This window comes from Helicobacter hepaticus ATCC 51449 (assembly GCF_000007905.1).
GTDB classification, from domain to species: Bacteria; Campylobacterota; Campylobacteria; order Campylobacterales; family Helicobacteraceae; genus Helicobacter_C; species Helicobacter_C hepaticus.
Genome location: NC_004917.1, coordinates 628842 through 645451 on the forward strand (window position 1 = coordinate 628842; position 16610 = coordinate 645451).

Genomic DNA, 16610 nt, shown 5'->3' on the forward strand with positions numbered 1-16610 from the left:
TGAATGAGTATGTATTTTATATGCCAATGTGTAAAATTTTCACATTAAATCCATTTGACATATAATTGAGAAAATTTTACACATTTATAAAAAGAAAAATAACTAAACTTTTACCTTTTGTATTTTTAAAGCTCCTTATTTATATCATAATTGTTTTATGAAATTTAGGAAGGAGTTAATATGCGAGTATTTTTTTTCTCAACTTGTCTAGGAAGTTTAGCGTATGCTGATACTTGCGTAAATGCAATCAGATTATTACAAAAAGAGGGGTGTGAAGTCATTTTTAAAAAAGACCAAACTTGTTGTGCACAACCAAGCTATAATTCGGGCTATTATGAGGAAAGCCGCAAAGTTGCTCTCCATAATATAGCACTTTTTGAGGGAGAAGAACCAATTATTGTGCCTTCAGGCTCTTGTGCAGGTATGATGAGAGAGGATTATTTAGCACTTTTTGAGGGAAGAAGCGAACTTGAGAAGGTAAAACAATTTTGCTCACGTGTATATGATTTAGGCGAATACCTACATAAGATACTCAATGTCCGATATGAAGATAAAGGTGCGCCTACCAAAGTTACTTGGCATAGTAATTGCCACGCTTTACGCACCTCTAAAGTTGTTGATAGCGCAAAGGCTCTCATTACTTCATTGCAAAATGTTGAGCTTATTGAACTAGAACGAGAAGAAGAATGCTGCGGCTTTGGTGGGACTTTTAGCATTAAAGAGCCGGAAGTATCAAATGCAATGGTGAGCCAGAAAATTGAGGATATTCTTTCAAGAAATGTAGAATATGTAATTTCAGCAGATGCAGGGTGCTTACTTAATATCAGCGGGGCAATGCAAAAGCAAAAAATCGCTGTCAAACCCATTCATCTCTATGATTTCTTAGCCCAAAGAATCGGATTAGGAGCATAATTATGAGCCATCAAGAACATACCAATATCGTCCATACCAAACTCAATGACAAACAACTCCGCACTAACCTTAAGAGTGTAATGGACACCCTTAAAGGGAATCGTAAGAATCTTATCTCTTCTCGTTATATAGATTGGGAGGCTTTACGTGAGCAAGGAAGAGCGGTTAAACAAAAAACTCTCTCTCAACTTGATACTCTCCTTGAACGTTTTGAACAAAATGCTACAAAAAATGGATTCATTGTGCATTGGGCACGCGATAGCAAAGAAACAAATGAGATTATTTATAATCTTATGAGAGAGAAAAATATCACTAAGATTCTCAAAGGCAAATCTATGGCGAGCGAGGAGACGCATCTTAATGCTTTTTTAAAGCAAAAAGGTATTAATCCCATTGAAACAGATTTGGGTGAGCTTATCATTCAACTTATTGATGAGCCACCTGTGCATATTGTCGCCCCAGCTATTCATAAAAACCGCTATCAAATCGGCGAAATATTCCAACAAAAACTTGGTGCAAACTTAGAATCTGAACCAGAAAAACTCAACGAAATCGCTCGTGTGCATTTGCGTAAAGAATTTCAAGAATTTAAAATGGGACTAAGTGGGGTTAATTTTGCTATTGCTAATGAGGGAGCAATTTGGCTCATTGAAAATGAAGGCAATGGGCGTATGAGCACTACTGCAAGTGATATTCATATAGCTATTTGTGGCATTGAAAAGATTGTGGAGAGTTTTGAAGATGCTTCTATTCTTGACACACTCCTTGTGCCTTCAGCTACAGGCGCACCCATTACTTGTTACAATAACATTATTACTTCTCCACGCAAAAATGGCGAGCTAGATGGTCCCAAAGAAGTGCATATTATCCTCCTTGATAATAATCGCTCAACCATACTTAAAGATGCGCATTTTTACCGCTCTCTTTCTTGTATCCGATGTGGCACTTGTCTCAATCATTGCCCTGTATATGACAAAATCGGAGGACACGCTTATCTTAGCACTTATCCTGGACCTATTGGTGAAGTAATTTCTCCACAGCTTTTTGGTATGAAAAATTTTGGACATATGGTGAATCTTTGCTCACTCTGCGGACGATGTAGTGAAGTATGTCCTGTGAAGATTCCGCTTGCAGAGCTTATTCGTGATTTGCGTAGTGAAAAAGTAGGGCAAGGACGCAAGAATCTTAAAAATAATGATGGCTCATTGCGTGATAAAGGTGAGGAATATGCAATGAAACAATTTGCTAATGCTGCAACTAATGGTGATGCTTGGCGTGAATTATTGAATTTGCCAAACAAGCCTCTACTTATGCCTCTAGTAAAGCTTTTTAGTGGATTTATACCCGGGCTTAAAAATTGGGTGGCTTATCGCACTTTCCCTACTTTAAATGGGAATCTCCATAAAAAAATATCACATATGAAAGGAGTAATTTATGAGTAAGCAAGCTATTTTAGACAATATCAAAGCCTCACTTCAGGCTAATCCGCTTCATACAGAATCCTCGCATTATGCTAATCCGATGAAAAGCACAAATTCTGATAAAGTGCAAGAATATATCAGCTTACAAAATGCAAATAAAGCCATTGTGGTAGAATCTAGTCCAAATACTCTAATACAAGATATACATAAAGTTCTTGCAGAAGCAAAAGCACTTAAGATTCTCTATAATCTTGATATTGAAGATGAGATTGATATACAAGCATTACATAAGGATATGTCAGATTCTATGAGCCTTATTCCTTATGAAAAAAGTGTTGATGAGACAAGAGAGGAGCTTTTTAACATTGATACTTCAATCGTGAAAGCGCGATGCGGTGTGGCAAATCTCGGTATTATCGGCATTACCTCTAGCAATCGTGCTCCGCGACTTTCATCACTTATCACAAGAACTTGTATCGTGCTTCTTAAGAAACAAGATATTGTTGCACATCTGTATGAAGGTGTTCAAAAGCTCAAAGCCTGTGGTAACGAGGAAATCTTGCCAAGTAATATGATTTTTATTGCTGGTCCTTCACGCACTGCTGATATTGAGTTACAAACTGTCTTTGGTGTGCACGGCTCATTGCGAACCTATGTGATTCTTTATTAAAAGGAGCTCTATGAATGTTTTTGCGCGGTTTTGGTTTGAAAAAGATAATAAAAGCTACATTGGGGTAGGACGCGCAGAGCTACTCACTCGTATAGCCAATACAGGCTCAATTTCAAAGGCTGCAAAAGAGATGAATATGAGCTATAAAGCCGCTTGGGATAGTGTGGATATTATGAACAAGCTCTCCCCCTCTCCACTTGTGCAATCAAATAATGGAGGCAAGGGTGGTGGTGGCACAAAGCTCACTCCTCTTGGCTTTGAAGCACTCCAAGCATTTAATGAATTAGAACGAGTAAAAAATATCTTTTTTGATTATTTGGATAATTCGCAAGATTTTAATGAACTTTTGCAAAAAATCGCCCACTTAGAATCCGTCCTGAAAGACTTTAGAAAAATTAATTTGCCCCCTGTATGTTGATATTTCTAGAATCTTGACTTCGTTATATAAAATTATATACAATTATATTTATTACTTAAATTCAAGGAGAGATATGAAAAAGTATTTTTTAAATAAAGTGCTTCATATCTGTATGTTCAGTATGATTTTTTGCACAAGTGCAATAGCTGAAGAAATTAATGTCCTTGCCGCAGCAAGCCTCAAATATGTGCTTGAAGACATTAAAAGTGCGTATGTAAAAACGCACAAAAAAGATAAGATTCACATAAACTATATCTCATCAGGCAAGGCGTATGCACAGATTCAAAATGGTGCCCCTGCTCATCTTTTTATCGCTGCTGATGTAAGCTATCCACAAAAACTCTATGATAAAAAACTTGCTCCTTTACCCCCTATCAATTATGCTAAGGGAAAACTTGTGCTTTTTAGCGCCAATGCTGCATTTAAAGTCAAAAGCATTGACATACTTCAAAATACTAACATTACTCATATTGCTATCCCAAACTCTAAACTTGCACCTTATGGTAGAGCAGCAGAGGAATTTTTAAAATCTCAAAAACTTGATAAGAAACTCAAAAACAAACTAAGCACAGGAGATTCTATCGGACAAACCACAACCTATGTGCTTACAGGTGCAAGCGAAATTGGTTTTAACGCACTCTCTATGGTAATAAAAGATAAAACACCCCATCTCACCTATATCCTTATTGATGAAGGCACTTATAAACCTATCAATCAAGCATTGATTATCCCTCTATTTGGCAAAGATTCTCAACTTGCTAAAGATTTTGCTAAATATATTATTCATTCGCAAATAGCACAAAAAATACTCAAAGAATACGGATATGATAAGCCAGATAATGATTAAATCTTTAATGAAGTGGCAAAAATGAATAAAATTCCCGCTCGTATCTCCCATATCGTTACCCATAATGAATGCACAATGATACAAGCAGAATGTGCGCTTGGGTTGCTCCAAATTTTAGTGGTTGAAGCCGGTGATTTTGTCATTAATGACGAAGTTATAGCAACTTTTAAAGAAAATGAAGTCTTTATATCGCCTTTATCCAATACAAAAGGACATTTAAGTATCATAAATGCCTTTGAGGGTATAATAGATACTTATCAACACAGCGGACTTTTTACGCGTCTTCGCATATTGCCAAAAAGTGCGATAAACTCTACTCAACAATCTCTTGTAATCTATGCGCTTCTCCCCTCACTTACCCCCTATCCTCTTAAACCTAAAGAGCAATGTATGTGGTATGTGCCTTGCACGCATATTTTACTTGAAAGGAAAAGCTAGTGGATTTTTTTGAAACAATGCGACTTACTTTCTTAGTTGCTACACTTACTACATTGATTTTGCTTCCTATTGGCATATTTTTAGGTAATTATCTTGCTTTTTCACAAAATCCTTTGCGTCCCATCATAGAGGTGCTTGTATGGCTGCCTCTTGTGTTGCCGCCATCTGTGCTTGGATTCTATCTTTTGATTACTTTTAGCCCTACAAATGCTTTGGGTGCGTTTTTATTAGAGTATTTTCATCTTAAACTTGTTTTTAGCTTTGAAGGGCTTATTTTAGCAAGTATCATTTTTTCTTTACCCTTTATGTGCAACCCTATCAAAGCCGCTCTTTCAAGCCTTTCACCCACGCTTAAGGAAGTAAGTTTCACACTGGGCAAAAATAGAATCTACACACTCTTTTTTGTCCTGCTTCCTAATATTAAACCTGCTCTTCTCTTAGGTTGTGTTACAAGCTTTGTGCATACTATTGGTGAATTTGGCGTAGTAATGATGATAGGGGGTAATATCCCAAATCAAACGCGCGTGGCAAGTATCGCTATTTACGATGAAGTAGAATCGCTCAATTATGCCCTCGCACATCAATATGCTTTTACACTTTTTGCAATATGCTTTATTTTGCTTCTAAGTATTTTTTATCTTAACAGACGATTCCAACAATCTCAAGGCATCTTATGAGCGATATTGTCTTTCGCTTTAATAAAAAATTGCTTGGGAGCAAAGGTGCATTTAAACTTGAAATAGATAAACAATTAAGCTTTGGTGAGTTTATCGCACTTTTTGGCAAAAGTGGTGCTGGGAAAACAAGTATTTTGCGCGTTTTGAGCGGACTTGATAAAGTAGAAAATGGTTATATTCGCGTAGGTGATACGATTTGGTTAGATTCTCAAAAAAACATTGATCTCCCTCCGCAAAGGCGGCGCATTGGATTTGTTTTTCAAAACTACGCCCTCTTTCCTCATCTAAATGTATATGAAAATATTTGTTTTGGGCTCAAAAACAAACAAGATAGAATCTTTGCTGATGAACTCGTAGCTCTTATGGACTTGCAATCCCTTAAAAAGGCGCACATTTATCAACTCTCTGGTGGACAATCTCAACGCGTAGCACTTGCGCGTGCCCTTACTTCGCGACCTACACTTTTGTTGCTTGATGAACCTTTCTCTGCACTTGATAATGCAATGGCACAAATCCTACAAAATGAACTCAAAAAGATTCACAAACACTTCAATCTCACAACTTTACTTGTGAGCCACAATCTAAGTGAAATTTTCTCTCTTGCTTCTCGCACTTTTGTCATAAAAGAAGGGCAAATTATCAGTGATGGAAGCAATCAAGAAGTGTTTATTCAAAAGCGTCTTAGTGCTAAAATCAAACTTACAGGCAAAATTATCAATATATCCATACAAGAGATTGTATGTATTATAAGTGTGCTTTGTCAAAATGAGATTTTTCAAATTGTCTATGACCCCATTGAGGCAGCAAATTTTAAGGTGGGCGAACAAGTAATTATTGCCTCTAAAGCTTTTAGCCCTGTGCTTTATAAGCTTGAGGTATCTTTATAACTCTTTAAAGCCTCTCTCGCAAAAAACTAAATGGTGGCAAAGGCAAAGGCAGCTTAAAAGCATTGGTATTGCCACTATGGATAGAATCTAGCTCTTTGTCATCTTTCAAGCAAATCCTATTAAAACGCATATATTTCACGCCTTGTTCTTCAAATATCTCGCCAAGATCACTTTTACCACAAGTTATACTTTCACCAAAAGGTGCGACAATCTCTTTTGCCTCTCCAACTCTAATGGTATGCCTACAAAATGCCCACTCGCCACTCTCATCAACTTCTGCATTCACTTGGTAACTCCCCTCACTTATGGCAGTGAGATGATTTTGTGTATTAAACTTCTCATAAGGACGATGGATAATATAACCATCAGTGAATCCACGATTTTTAAGTGTATAAAGTTCATTGGTATAAAAGGCACTATTTTCACTGCCATTATAATAATCATCAATAGCTGCGCGATATGCCCTTGCCGTAATGCCAGCATAATAATTTGACTTTGTGCGTCCTTCAATTTTAAGTGCATCTACTGCTCCAGAATCCAAAATTTCACGAATATGCCCACTTAAATTTAAATCCTTTGAATTAAAAATATGCGTCCCCAAGCCCTCTTCCTCTTGTAATCTCATCATCACGCCATTATCGGGGTTTTTTACATAGAACTCTTTGCCATCAAACTTCACAAGCTCATCATTCTCCACATTACGCACAAAATATTCATAATCAAATCGGCAGTCATTGGCGCAACTCCCACGATTTGGCACACGCCCACTCTGCAGAGCAGAAATCAAACATCGCCCAGAAAACGCAAAACACATACTCCCGTGCACAAAAATTTCAATCTCCAAATCAGGCAAATGTTTTTTAATCTCAAGTGCATCTTTGAGACTTATTTCACGGGCGGCAACAATGCGTTTCACACCCATTTCATAAAATACCTCTGCATCAAGCACATTAAGCACATTTGCTTGAGTAGAGAGGTGAATAGGGATTTGCGGAGCAATCTTTTTGCTCAATTTCACTACACCCGGTGCCGCTACAATAAACGCATCGGGATTTAGAGATGCCATTTTAGCGATATGAGATTCTAAAAGTTTAAGTTGGGAATTAAAAGGAAATCCATTAATCGTAACAAATACCTTTTTACCACGCTCGTGAGCATAGGCTACACCTTGCGCGAAATCTTCAAAACTGAAGTCTTTTCCCGCGCGCGTGCGTAAAGAAAAATGGCTCACGCCTCCATATACTGCATCTGCACCATAAGCAAGAGCAATCTTAAGTTTTTTAAGATTCCCAGCAGGAGAAAGGAGCTGGACTCTAGAATCTGCCATTATTTTGCGCCAAATGAAGCAATAAGAGCCTCAATATCGTCCTCATTGGCAACATCTTCCTTATTATCTCCCGCAATAAATACCGCTGAACTTACGCGCTTACTATCATCAATTTTGCCCTCAAATAAAGAATTCATATATTGTGCTAATGCACGCATAACATTGATAACGCGTTCAATTTTTTGACGATGAATATCTTGATATTGCATTAAATCCATTGCCTGCATTGAAGCATCATTAATGTCATTGGCTGCATTTAAAATAATTTTTTCACTTTTTTGCAATTCTTTTGTAGATTCTAAAGCACTTTGAAAGCTCTGAATATGAGGAAATGTTGCACAAAGCTTACTGAAAAGATGCTCTTGATTTTCAAGATATTTTTTAATATTTTTAATCTCTTTTTCAATTTTTGCCGCACTATTGCTCATAATTTCAAGCTGGTCAAAAATCTGAATACCCTTAGCTTCTGTATCTTGAGTCACTTCATCAAGCTGATGCACTACTTTATGGTCTTCAGTAGGTGGTGGTGGAGGCCACTTTTTATCAGCCTCCACACGAAAATCATTAGGGTCAATAGTTTCTGTTTTAAACTCTTCTTGTGTGTCTGATGTATCAGAAAGCGCATCTACTTCACTTATATCTGGCTCTCCATTCATAAGAGAATCTAACTCTTCTTGGGTCATTATATTGCCTTTTTTTTATTCAAAATAATGGAATGCGTATTATACAACATTACATTGAATGGATTATTAAAATCAGCTAAGTGCTTTTGACTACACAACTTAATTATCTTTCGCACTTGTATGCACAAGAACAGATTCTATAATCTCATCAATATCTCCATCAAGCACACCGCTTGTATCACTTGTAGCAAATTGAGTGCGCAAATCTTTTACCTGTTGATAAGGAGCAAGCACATAGGAGCGGATTTGATGTCCCCAACCAATTTCACTTTTTTCTTGACTTGCTCCTTCTTGATTTTTTTGCAACTCTAACTCATAGAGTTTGGATTTTAACATTTTCATCGCCGTAGCCTTGTTTTTATGCTGACTTCTATCATTTTGACATTGCACCACTATACCTGTAGGAAAATGAGTGATTCTAATAGCAGATTCTGTTTTATTGACGTGTTGTCCGCCTGCTCCACTTGCACGATAAGTATCAATGCGTATATCTTTGTCCTCAATCTCAATGTTTATATCATCATCAAGCTCTGGACTTACCTGCACACTAGCAAAACTCGTATGCCTCTTAGCATTTGCATCAAAAGGAGAGATTCTCACTAAACGATGCACACCATTCTCGCTTTTAGCATAACCATAAGCATTTTCGCCTTTTATGATAAAAGCCACACCTTTAATCCCTGCTTCCTCGCCATCTTGGTAATCAAGCAGCTCAACTTTAAACCCCCTACGCTCACTCCAACGCAAATACATACGATAAAGGATACTTGCCCAATCTTGAGATTCTGTGCCACCAGCACCGGGCTGAATAGTAATAATAGCATTTGAACCATCATTCTCACCACTTAACATTACTTCAATCTCAACCTTTTGAATATGACTAAGTAAAGAAGGTGCTTGCTCAAAAAGCAACTCTAAAGTGCGAGAATCTTCCTCGCTCATAGCTATTTCATATAGTTCTAGTGCATCATCAATTTCTTGTTTTGTGTTCGTATAAGTTTGTAGCATTCGCTCACATTTTCGCTTTTGCTTCGCTACTTCTGCTGCTCTTTTGCTATCATTCCAAAAATGCTCATCTTGCTCAAGATTCTCAATATCTTTAAGCTGCTTTTGAAGCGAAGTTGGATTAAGAATCTTTGCAATATTCTCACATTTATTGTGCAAAGTTTTAAGTAACTCACCATATTCATAAGAATCCATATTCTACCCTTGATTTTAAAAACTCAAATTGTAGCACATATTTATAATTTCCTCTTAACTTTTTATTTTGCTATGAATTCTCTTAATGCTTGAATTAGGCTATTTTGTGCCTTTTTAATAAAAAGTTAAAATTGATAACCCAAAGAGGCAGAGAGCAAATGAAGTTGTCCGAATCCACCTGTTTGATAAATACTTTTACGCCCATCTTTAAGACTTAGACTATATGCAACGCCTAGATTCCATTGCTCACTAAATGTTTTTCTCACTCCTGCACCAAACATATAGGCATTACTATCGGGGATTCCTATTTTATCTTGAGGCACAGGGGATTGGTCAAATGCCGCAGAAAACATTAGAAGTAGATTCTTTTGTGTCAAATAAGTAACCCCTAAACGCAAAGCAATAGTATCCTGCCAACCATCACCCATAGCCACTGCACCATAATCAGCTAACCCCATCATTGCTTCTAATTGTTGCGAACTAAATTGCATTACCATACCGCTAAGAGGCGTAAATTTGGGATTGCTAAAGTTAAATGCAAATTTATCTCCCTTGCTCCAATAAATTCTCTCATATACAAACTCTACACTTAATTGCTCAAAATAGTGCATTATTGCAATTTGCACGCTTGAAGGAAGCGTAACGCCAAGATTTAAATCTGCTTTCATATTTACATTACCCACAGAACCACCAATATAAGTTGTAGCATCAAGGCCGCCCTTGAGGTTAAAAGTTACGGGAGAAGTATAAACAACACTCAAAGTAGTTTTCTTGCTTTCAAAGGGACGCATACTCATTGCAAGTTTATAGCCAAAGGCAAGATCTGCACCATTACTTTTTTGCTCTACTTTAGTCGCTCCTACAAGCCTTGTAGTAATCTCCATATCTCCCATACCAAAGGCATTTGCCACTTGTTTGGCATCCATTAGAGGGAGATAGCCACGTGGAGCTCCATCGGCATCTGTTTCTGTTGGAGATGGATAAGCACAAGGTCCCGGGTTACTTGTTTGCAAGTTACCATTAAAATCATAAAATGTCCCTGTGTAACAATTCACATATGCTCCTAAGTTTTGAGCTTCTTTCATAGTGTCTGCTAAATTACCACAACCATAAAAATCACTTGTGCTATAACCATTTTGAATACAATAATTTACGCCATTGACAAATTTATAGCCTGTTTGCTCTACCCCATTGATAGTAGTTTTATAAGTTTGATTAGGCACTTTATTGAATAATGTGGGCAAACAAATAGCTGTTTGACTTGCACAAGTCTTATCATTATATCGCCATTCTAAGTTACCATTTGTCCATTCACCCTGATAGTTCTCCCAATTCTTTTTAATTTTTGCGTTAATCTCTGCAACCTTTGCATTATAACCTGCAACATCAATGCTTTGTTTATTGTCATCAACATAAGGAGCAAACACACTCGGGTCAGGCATACCAAACCACCCTTCAGGATTAAATATTGTAGGCATTTGGTATCGGAGTTTATTATTTAAGTGTCCTCCACCAGAAACCCCTAATCCTGCCAAAGCAGCTAAAGCATTACCTTGAGCTGTATTTACTGCATAAATGAGCTGCGCCATAGCTGGTGGCACCATAGATTCTGGAATTTCATCAAAATCTTTAATATTTGTAATCACTTCACCGGGCTTATCTTTTGTGCCAAGTGGAACAAACACAGTGTTTTTGAAATTGCCCATTCCATAGAGAATCCGCGGACTTACCCCAATAGAAATACGTTCATCATAATTCCAGCTCAAAGAAGGACTAAATTCCACCATTGCAATCATCACATTGCGTAAAAAAGCTCCTGCCTCGCCATTCCAATTCATTGCTAATCCGCTAGGAGCAGTAAAACTTGCACCAAAATTCCAATTTCCCCACTTATTTTTAGCAGTTTTGCTTTTATAAAAAATCTTAGGCACAGGAAAAAATGTCGGGTCAGCAGAACCCTCAACTAATGCACCTCTCTCACTAAATCCCCATTCTCCGTGCTGGTTTTTCACTTCAGAGGGCACTTCAATGGGTGCACTCAAATCCACACCCAAAAAAGTGTTTGCTAAATTTGCCATATTTGAATCAATACCCAATGTCGTAGTGGTGCTTAAGCCCCAATTAATAGAGCCCTCACCAATATTTTTCAAATTCGTATCTGTTGTAAAAACAAAACCCGGAATGTAAATGCCTGTAAAAGTAATATCTAAATCGTGTTTAGCCGTGTCTGATAATGGGTGAGAAAAACCCATATTAGCAGGATTATAATATGCGCTATCCGCCCCATAAGCTCCAGCGACATAAGCAGAATTTAATGCAGTAGCGTTCAAACTTTGCTCGGTTATCTTAAAACCAGAAGCCATACTTAAAGAAAATAAAAGTATTAAAGTCAAAATAATACGCATATTCTTTTGTCCTTACTTACTATCTTTAAATTTCCCTAAAATCCTTAAATATTAAGGATTCTTACTTTTTATCTGCAAACATTCATAAAGGCTTTATATTCTAAAGTTGTCTATGTAACTATAATAAGATGGAATTGTATTATACCTAGATAAACAAATTTTAAAATCACATTAATATCTTTGAAAAATTTTTGCAATTTCTGCTGAATTTTTGGTTTGAGTAAGGGCAAGCATTAAAAGCACACGTGCTTTTTGTGGGTTCAAATCCCCACTGCCAATAAAGCCAAGTTTAGCATCTGCTTCACTTGCTAATACTATGCCATTATTTATCCTTGAGCTTTGCACGACTATTAAACCCTCTTGCATTAATTTTTTAAGCATATCTTTGTGATTCTTATGGATACTTCCAGCGCCACTTCCTGCTATGACTAAGCCTTTTGTGCCTTGATTTGCCAAAGCTTGAGCCGCTATGGCTAAGCCATCATTAGCATAAGAATAAAGAATATCCACTTTTGGCAGAGATCTCAAAGAGCGCACATCAAATTCACTATGAGTTGTATGAGGCTTATTTGGAAATGTGTAGAAAAATACTTTACCATCTAAAATATAGCCCATATCGCCACTATTAGGGGAGGAAAAAGCATCTACATTAAGACTATGTGTTTTGCTCACATATCGCGCACTTTGGATTCTATCATTCATCACTACCATAACGCCCTTACCCTTTGATTGCGTATTAGCTGCTAATGCAAGTGCATTGTAAAGATTCTTAGGACCATCAGCACTTATCGCAGTGCTAGGACGCATTGCTCCTGTAAGCACTACAGGCTTATCACTTCGAGTAGTAAGATGTAAAAAAAACGCGCTCTCTTCCATTGTATCTGTGCCGTGAGTAATAACAATACCATCAATCTTTGGATTCTCAAGCAACTTATTCACGCGTTGAGCCAAAGTGAGCCATATTTCATCATTCATATCCGCACTATCAATATTGGCAATTTGCTCCCCTTGAATATGTGCAATCTCTTGAAGCTGTGGCACAGCCTCAATCAATGTATCAACGCTTATTACTCCTGCATTATAGCCTGTTGTTTTAATTTGAGAATCTACCGCCCCAGCTATCGTGCCTCCTGTGGCAAGAATCACAATATTAGGCTTCTTTATTTTGGCATTTTGCTCAAAGCCTTCCAACTTTTCACTCCTTTTTTCTTTCACTTGCTGTGCTTTCTCTTCACTTGAACAACCTAGCATTCCTAATGCCATCACAAGAACACAAACAAAGATTTGAGCAATACGCCATATACTCATTGTAATCTCCTACAAAATTGCATCTAAATCGAATTATTGTAGGAGATTTTATCAACTATGTCAAGCGCTTTTCGCCTACTCTACTTCAGCATCAATGACATCATCATCTTTTTTCTTTGTATCTGTGCCTTGTTGTGTGCCACCTTGCTCTTTGGCATACGCTGCTTCAGCAAGTTTATGGCTTACTTCTGTGAGATTTTTAATTTTCTCTTCAAGCTCCTCTTTTGAAGCATTTTCATTTTTCAAAGTCTCTTCAAGTGCAGCAACCGCGCTTTGAATCTTTTCTACTTCGGCAGATTCTATTTTATCCTTAAATTCTTCAAGGCTCTTTTTTGTTTGATACACTAGAGAATCCGCATTATTACGCAATTCAATAATTGCTTTTTTCTTCGTATCCTCTTCTTTGTGTAATTCTGCTTCTTTGACCATTTTTTCAATTTCAGCATCTGAAAGCCCACTTGAACCGCTAATCTTAATCTCTTGAGATTTTCCTGTGGCTTTATCCTTTGCTGAAACGGTTAAGATTCCATTTGCATCAATATCAAATGTTACTTCAATTTGTGGCACACCACGAGGAGCTGCCGGAATACCGCTTAAATCAAAGCGCCCAAGCGATTTATTATCACGCGCTAATTCCCTTTCTCCTTGCAATACATTAATGCTCACTGCAGGTTGATTGTCTTCGTAGGTAGAGAAAATTTGTGTTTTTTTCGTAGGGATAGTTACGCCTCTCTCTACAACTTTTGTTGAAATACCACCAGCAGTTTCAATACCTAAACTCAAAGGTGTAACATCAAGTAAAAGTACATCTTTTACATCTCCTTTGAGCACGCCACCTTGTATTGCTGCACCCACAGCCACAACTTCATCAGGATTGACTGATTTATTTAAATCTTTACTAATAAATGCTTTAACGCGCTCTTGCACTTTTGGAATCCGCGTAGAACCACCAACCATCACCACTTCAGAAATATCACTTTGAGAAAGCCCTGCATCTTTAATCACAAATTCAATTTTTTTAATCGTATCCTCAATTAAATCATCAATCAAACTCTCAAACTTCGCACGAGTGATTTTTTTCACCAAATGCTTTGGACCACTTGCATCAGCTGTAATAAAAGGTAGATTAATTTCTGTCTCTTGCGCACTACTTAACTCTTTTTTAGCATTTTCTGCCGCATCTTTTAGTCGCTGCAATGCCATTACATCATTTTTTAAATCAATCCCTTCATCACTTTTAAATTCTTCTGCTGCCCAATCAATGATTCTATTATCAAAATCATCACCTCCAAGAAACGCATCTCCACCAGTAGCGAGGACTTCTACGACATTATCGCCTGTTTCTAAAACGGTAACATCAAATGTCCCACCACCCAAATCATACACCATAATCTTTTCAGCTTCCTTTTTATCTAATCCATACGCTAATGCTGCTGAAGTAGGCTCATTAATGATTCTAAGCACATTAAGTCCAGCTATTGTCCCTGCTTCTTTGGTTGCCTTGCGTTGAGAATCATTAAAATACGCTGGAACAGTGATAACTGCTTCTGTTACATCTTCTCCCAAATAGCTTTGCGCGTCTTCTTTAAGCTTCATAAGAATCTTTGCCGAAATTTCTTGAGGTGTATAAATCTTATCAGCAATTTCTACCGCACACGCACCATTTCTATCTACGATATTATAAGGAAGTCTCTTCTCTGCTTCTTTTGCCTTGTCTTCATTAAACATAAGCCCCATAATGCGCTTAATAGAATACACTGTCTTTTTTGGATTTGTCACTGCTTGTCTTTTAGCAGGTTCACCGACTAGAATCTCACCCTTATCAGTAAATGCTACGATTGATGGCGTAGTATTTTTACCTTCTTTATTTGCAATAATTTTTGCCTCATTTCCTTCATACACTGCCATTGCAGAGTTTGTTGTTCCTAAGTCTATTCCAATTACTTTTGCCATTTTGTCTCCTTTTTGTTTAAATTAATTTTTTACGACACTCACCATAGATGGACGAAGCACTCTATGCTTATACACAAACCCTTTCTGTAAGGTTTGGAGAATCTCACCATCATTCTTGTTTGCATCAGGCACTTGCATCAGGCACTCGTGCAAATTCGGGTCAAATTCTCCATCTGTGGCTATCACTTCCACCCCGTGCTTACTTAATACTTTCAAAAAGCCTTCAAGCGTAAGCTGCAATCCTTGCGCAATCGCTCCTGCTTCTGGGTTACTTTGGGCACTCTCTAGGGCTTTTTCTAATGTATCAAGCACAGGAAGTAAATCATTCATAATGCGCTCATACGCATATTCTAAGCTCTGATTCTTATCTCGTTCTAGCCGCTTTTTCGTGTTTTCGAAATCTGCAAATGCCCTCACATATTGGTCTTTTAACTCCAAATATTTTGCTTGATAATCTATTTCTTGCTCTTGAAGGGTTTGTTGTGCGCTGGTGCTCTCTTGTAACTCTTCACGCATTTGAGTGCCTTCCTCATTGTCTTGAATGTTTTGGTTATATTGTTTTTCTTCTTGCTCTTCCATCAAAATCACACTCCTTTCATTTTAAGATTGAATACAGCCATAAAAATAAGCAAAATCTCTATCTAATGCCCCGATACAAAGCATTCTTGTCTTTTTATCTGGGTGAGTTTTTAGCTTTATATCTTGCATAATTGCCATATAGCCTTTAGGTAACACCTCCTCGCAATACATACCGCTCTCTAAAAAATCAAACATACTTCCATCAATAATAGAATAAAAACTCTGTTCATTGGTATTATGTATGTAAGCTTGAGCCATTGCTCCTACACCAAAATATGTAAGATTCCTACTCTGCACACAAGAAAGTGCATCAAGCAAACTCTGTGCACGAACTTGATGAGCAATTTTTCGCACATCAATAACCTCTAATCCTTTTAGCTCGTGCAAAAATCTCTCTAAAGCACTTGAAAAAGGTAGGGTAATACCAATGCGCTCAAATTCTAGTAAAAGTTTATCATCTTGCAATCTTTGTATATTGCAAAGACGATTACTCTCTTCCACACTCACAGCACAAAAAAGCTCGGCTGCAAAACACGCCTCTTGAATACATTTTACAGAATCTACTTCCACAAGAGACTTCGTATCAAGTTGTTTATACCAATATGATTTCAAAGCACCAAGCGTAGGAATGCGTCCGCTGCTCACGTGAGGTTGAAACAATAATCCCTCATCTGCTAATGCCTTAAAATAATTGCGTATGGTAGCAGATGAGATTTTTGTATTCATAAGAGATTTTAAAGATTCAGAACCAATAGGCTCTTTGTGTTTTAAATACTCAACAATTACACGCGAAAGAAGCAAATCTTTTTTACTCAATTCCTCACCTCTTTAAAATAGCTTTCAGATACAAATCTACATTTTTATGTTATGACTTAAATTTTATAC

16 protein-coding genes are annotated in these 16610 nt (G+C 37.3%); 8 read left to right on the top strand and 8 right to left on the bottom strand.

Annotation, left to right across the window (positions count from 1 at the left end; all coding sequences use genetic code 11):
• Positions 1-180: 180 nt before the first annotated feature.
• The 8 genes from HH_RS03225 to HH_RS03260 all read left to right on the top strand — a co-directional run bounded on the left by HH_RS03225 (position 181) and on the right by HH_RS03260 (position 6270).
• Positions 181-912 carry a (Fe-S)-binding protein gene (locus HH_RS03225; protein WP_011115492.1) on the top strand — a complete coding sequence of 244 codons (732 nt, stop codon included), beginning with the start codon at positions 181-183 and terminating at the stop codon, positions 910-912.
• Positions 913-914: 2 nt separating this feature from the next.
• The gene (locus HH_RS03230) at positions 915-2354 is read left to right on the top strand and encodes a LutB/LldF family L-lactate oxidation iron-sulfur protein (protein ID WP_011115493.1); all 1440 of its coding nucleotides are present in this window, start codon (positions 915-917) and stop codon (positions 2352-2354) included.
• Entirely contained in the window at positions 2347-3003 is a 657-nt protein-coding gene (locus tag HH_RS03235) for a LutC/YkgG family protein (RefSeq protein ID WP_011115494.1), read from the top strand. Before HH_RS03230 ends, HH_RS03235 begins: the two co-directional genes overlap by 8 nt.
• A gap of 10 nt (positions 3004-3013) precedes the next feature.
• A complete protein-coding gene (locus HH_RS03240) occupies positions 3014-3421 on the top strand; it encodes a winged helix-turn-helix domain-containing protein (protein WP_011115495.1) in 408 nt (135 codons plus the stop codon).
• 73 nt (positions 3422-3494) lie between these two features.
• Positions 3495-4268: a molybdate ABC transporter substrate-binding protein gene (gene modA, locus HH_RS03245; RefSeq protein ID WP_011115496.1), complete on the top strand. Its 774-nt coding sequence runs from the start codon at positions 3495-3497 to the stop codon at positions 4266-4268.
• Between the two features lie 21 nt (positions 4269-4289).
• Entirely contained in the window at positions 4290-4706 is a 417-nt protein-coding gene (locus tag HH_RS03250; RefSeq protein WP_011115497.1) for a hypothetical protein, read from the top strand.
• Positions 4707-4723: 17 nt separating this feature from the next.
• Positions 4724-5383, top strand: a complete 660-nt coding sequence (gene modB / locus HH_RS03255; RefSeq protein ID WP_081947925.1) for a molybdate ABC transporter permease subunit — start codon at positions 4724-4726, stop codon at positions 5381-5383.
• On the top strand, positions 5380-6270 hold the full coding sequence (locus HH_RS03260; protein WP_011115499.1) for an ATP-binding cassette domain-containing protein: 891 nt from the start codon (positions 5380-5382) through the stop codon (positions 6268-6270). Before modB ends, HH_RS03260 begins: the two co-directional genes overlap by 4 nt.
• A gap of 4 nt (positions 6271-6274) precedes the next feature.
• Here the strand turns inward: HH_RS03260 and HH_RS03265 are convergent, their stop codons facing one another.
• The 8 genes from HH_RS03265 to HH_RS03300 all read right to left on the bottom strand — a co-directional run bounded on the left by HH_RS03265 (position 6275) and on the right by HH_RS03300 (position 16541).
• A complete protein-coding gene (locus HH_RS03265) occupies positions 6275-7597 on the bottom strand; it encodes a peptidase U32 family protein (protein WP_011115500.1) in 1323 nt (440 codons plus the stop codon).
• Positions 7597-8280 (bottom strand): chemotaxis protein, encoded by a 684-nt coding sequence (locus tag HH_RS03270; protein ID WP_041309005.1) that lies wholly within the window; start codon positions 8278-8280, stop codon positions 7597-7599. The genes HH_RS03265 and HH_RS03270 overlap by 1 nt, the downstream gene beginning before the upstream one ends.
• Before the next feature lie 99 nt (positions 8281-8379).
• Entirely contained in the window at positions 8380-9480 is a 1101-nt protein-coding gene (prfB, locus tag HH_RS03275; protein WP_011115502.1) for a peptide chain release factor 2, read from the bottom strand.
• Between the two features lie 125 nt (positions 9481-9605).
• Positions 9606-11885, bottom strand: coding sequence for an outer membrane protein transport protein (locus tag HH_RS03280; RefSeq protein ID WP_011115503.1), 2280 nt, complete (start codon positions 11883-11885; stop codon positions 9606-9608).
• A 171-nt stretch (positions 11886-12056) separates the two neighbouring features.
• A complete protein-coding gene (locus HH_RS03285) occupies positions 12057-13193 on the bottom strand; it encodes an asparaginase (RefSeq protein ID WP_011115504.1) in 1137 nt (378 codons plus the stop codon).
• Between the two features lie 75 nt (positions 13194-13268).
• Positions 13269-15146 (bottom strand): molecular chaperone DnaK, encoded by a 1878-nt coding sequence (gene dnaK / locus HH_RS03290; protein ID WP_011115505.1) that lies wholly within the window; start codon positions 15144-15146, stop codon positions 13269-13271.
• 21 nt (positions 15147-15167) lie between these two features.
• A complete protein-coding gene (grpE, locus tag HH_RS09630) occupies positions 15168-15725 on the bottom strand; it encodes a nucleotide exchange factor GrpE (protein ID WP_011115506.1) in 558 nt (185 codons plus the stop codon).
• A 21-nt stretch (positions 15726-15746) separates the two neighbouring features.
• Positions 15747-16541: an HrcA family transcriptional regulator gene (locus tag HH_RS03300; protein ID WP_011115507.1), complete on the bottom strand. Its 795-nt coding sequence runs from the start codon at positions 16539-16541 to the stop codon at positions 15747-15749.
• Positions 16542-16610 lie beyond the last annotated feature (69 nt).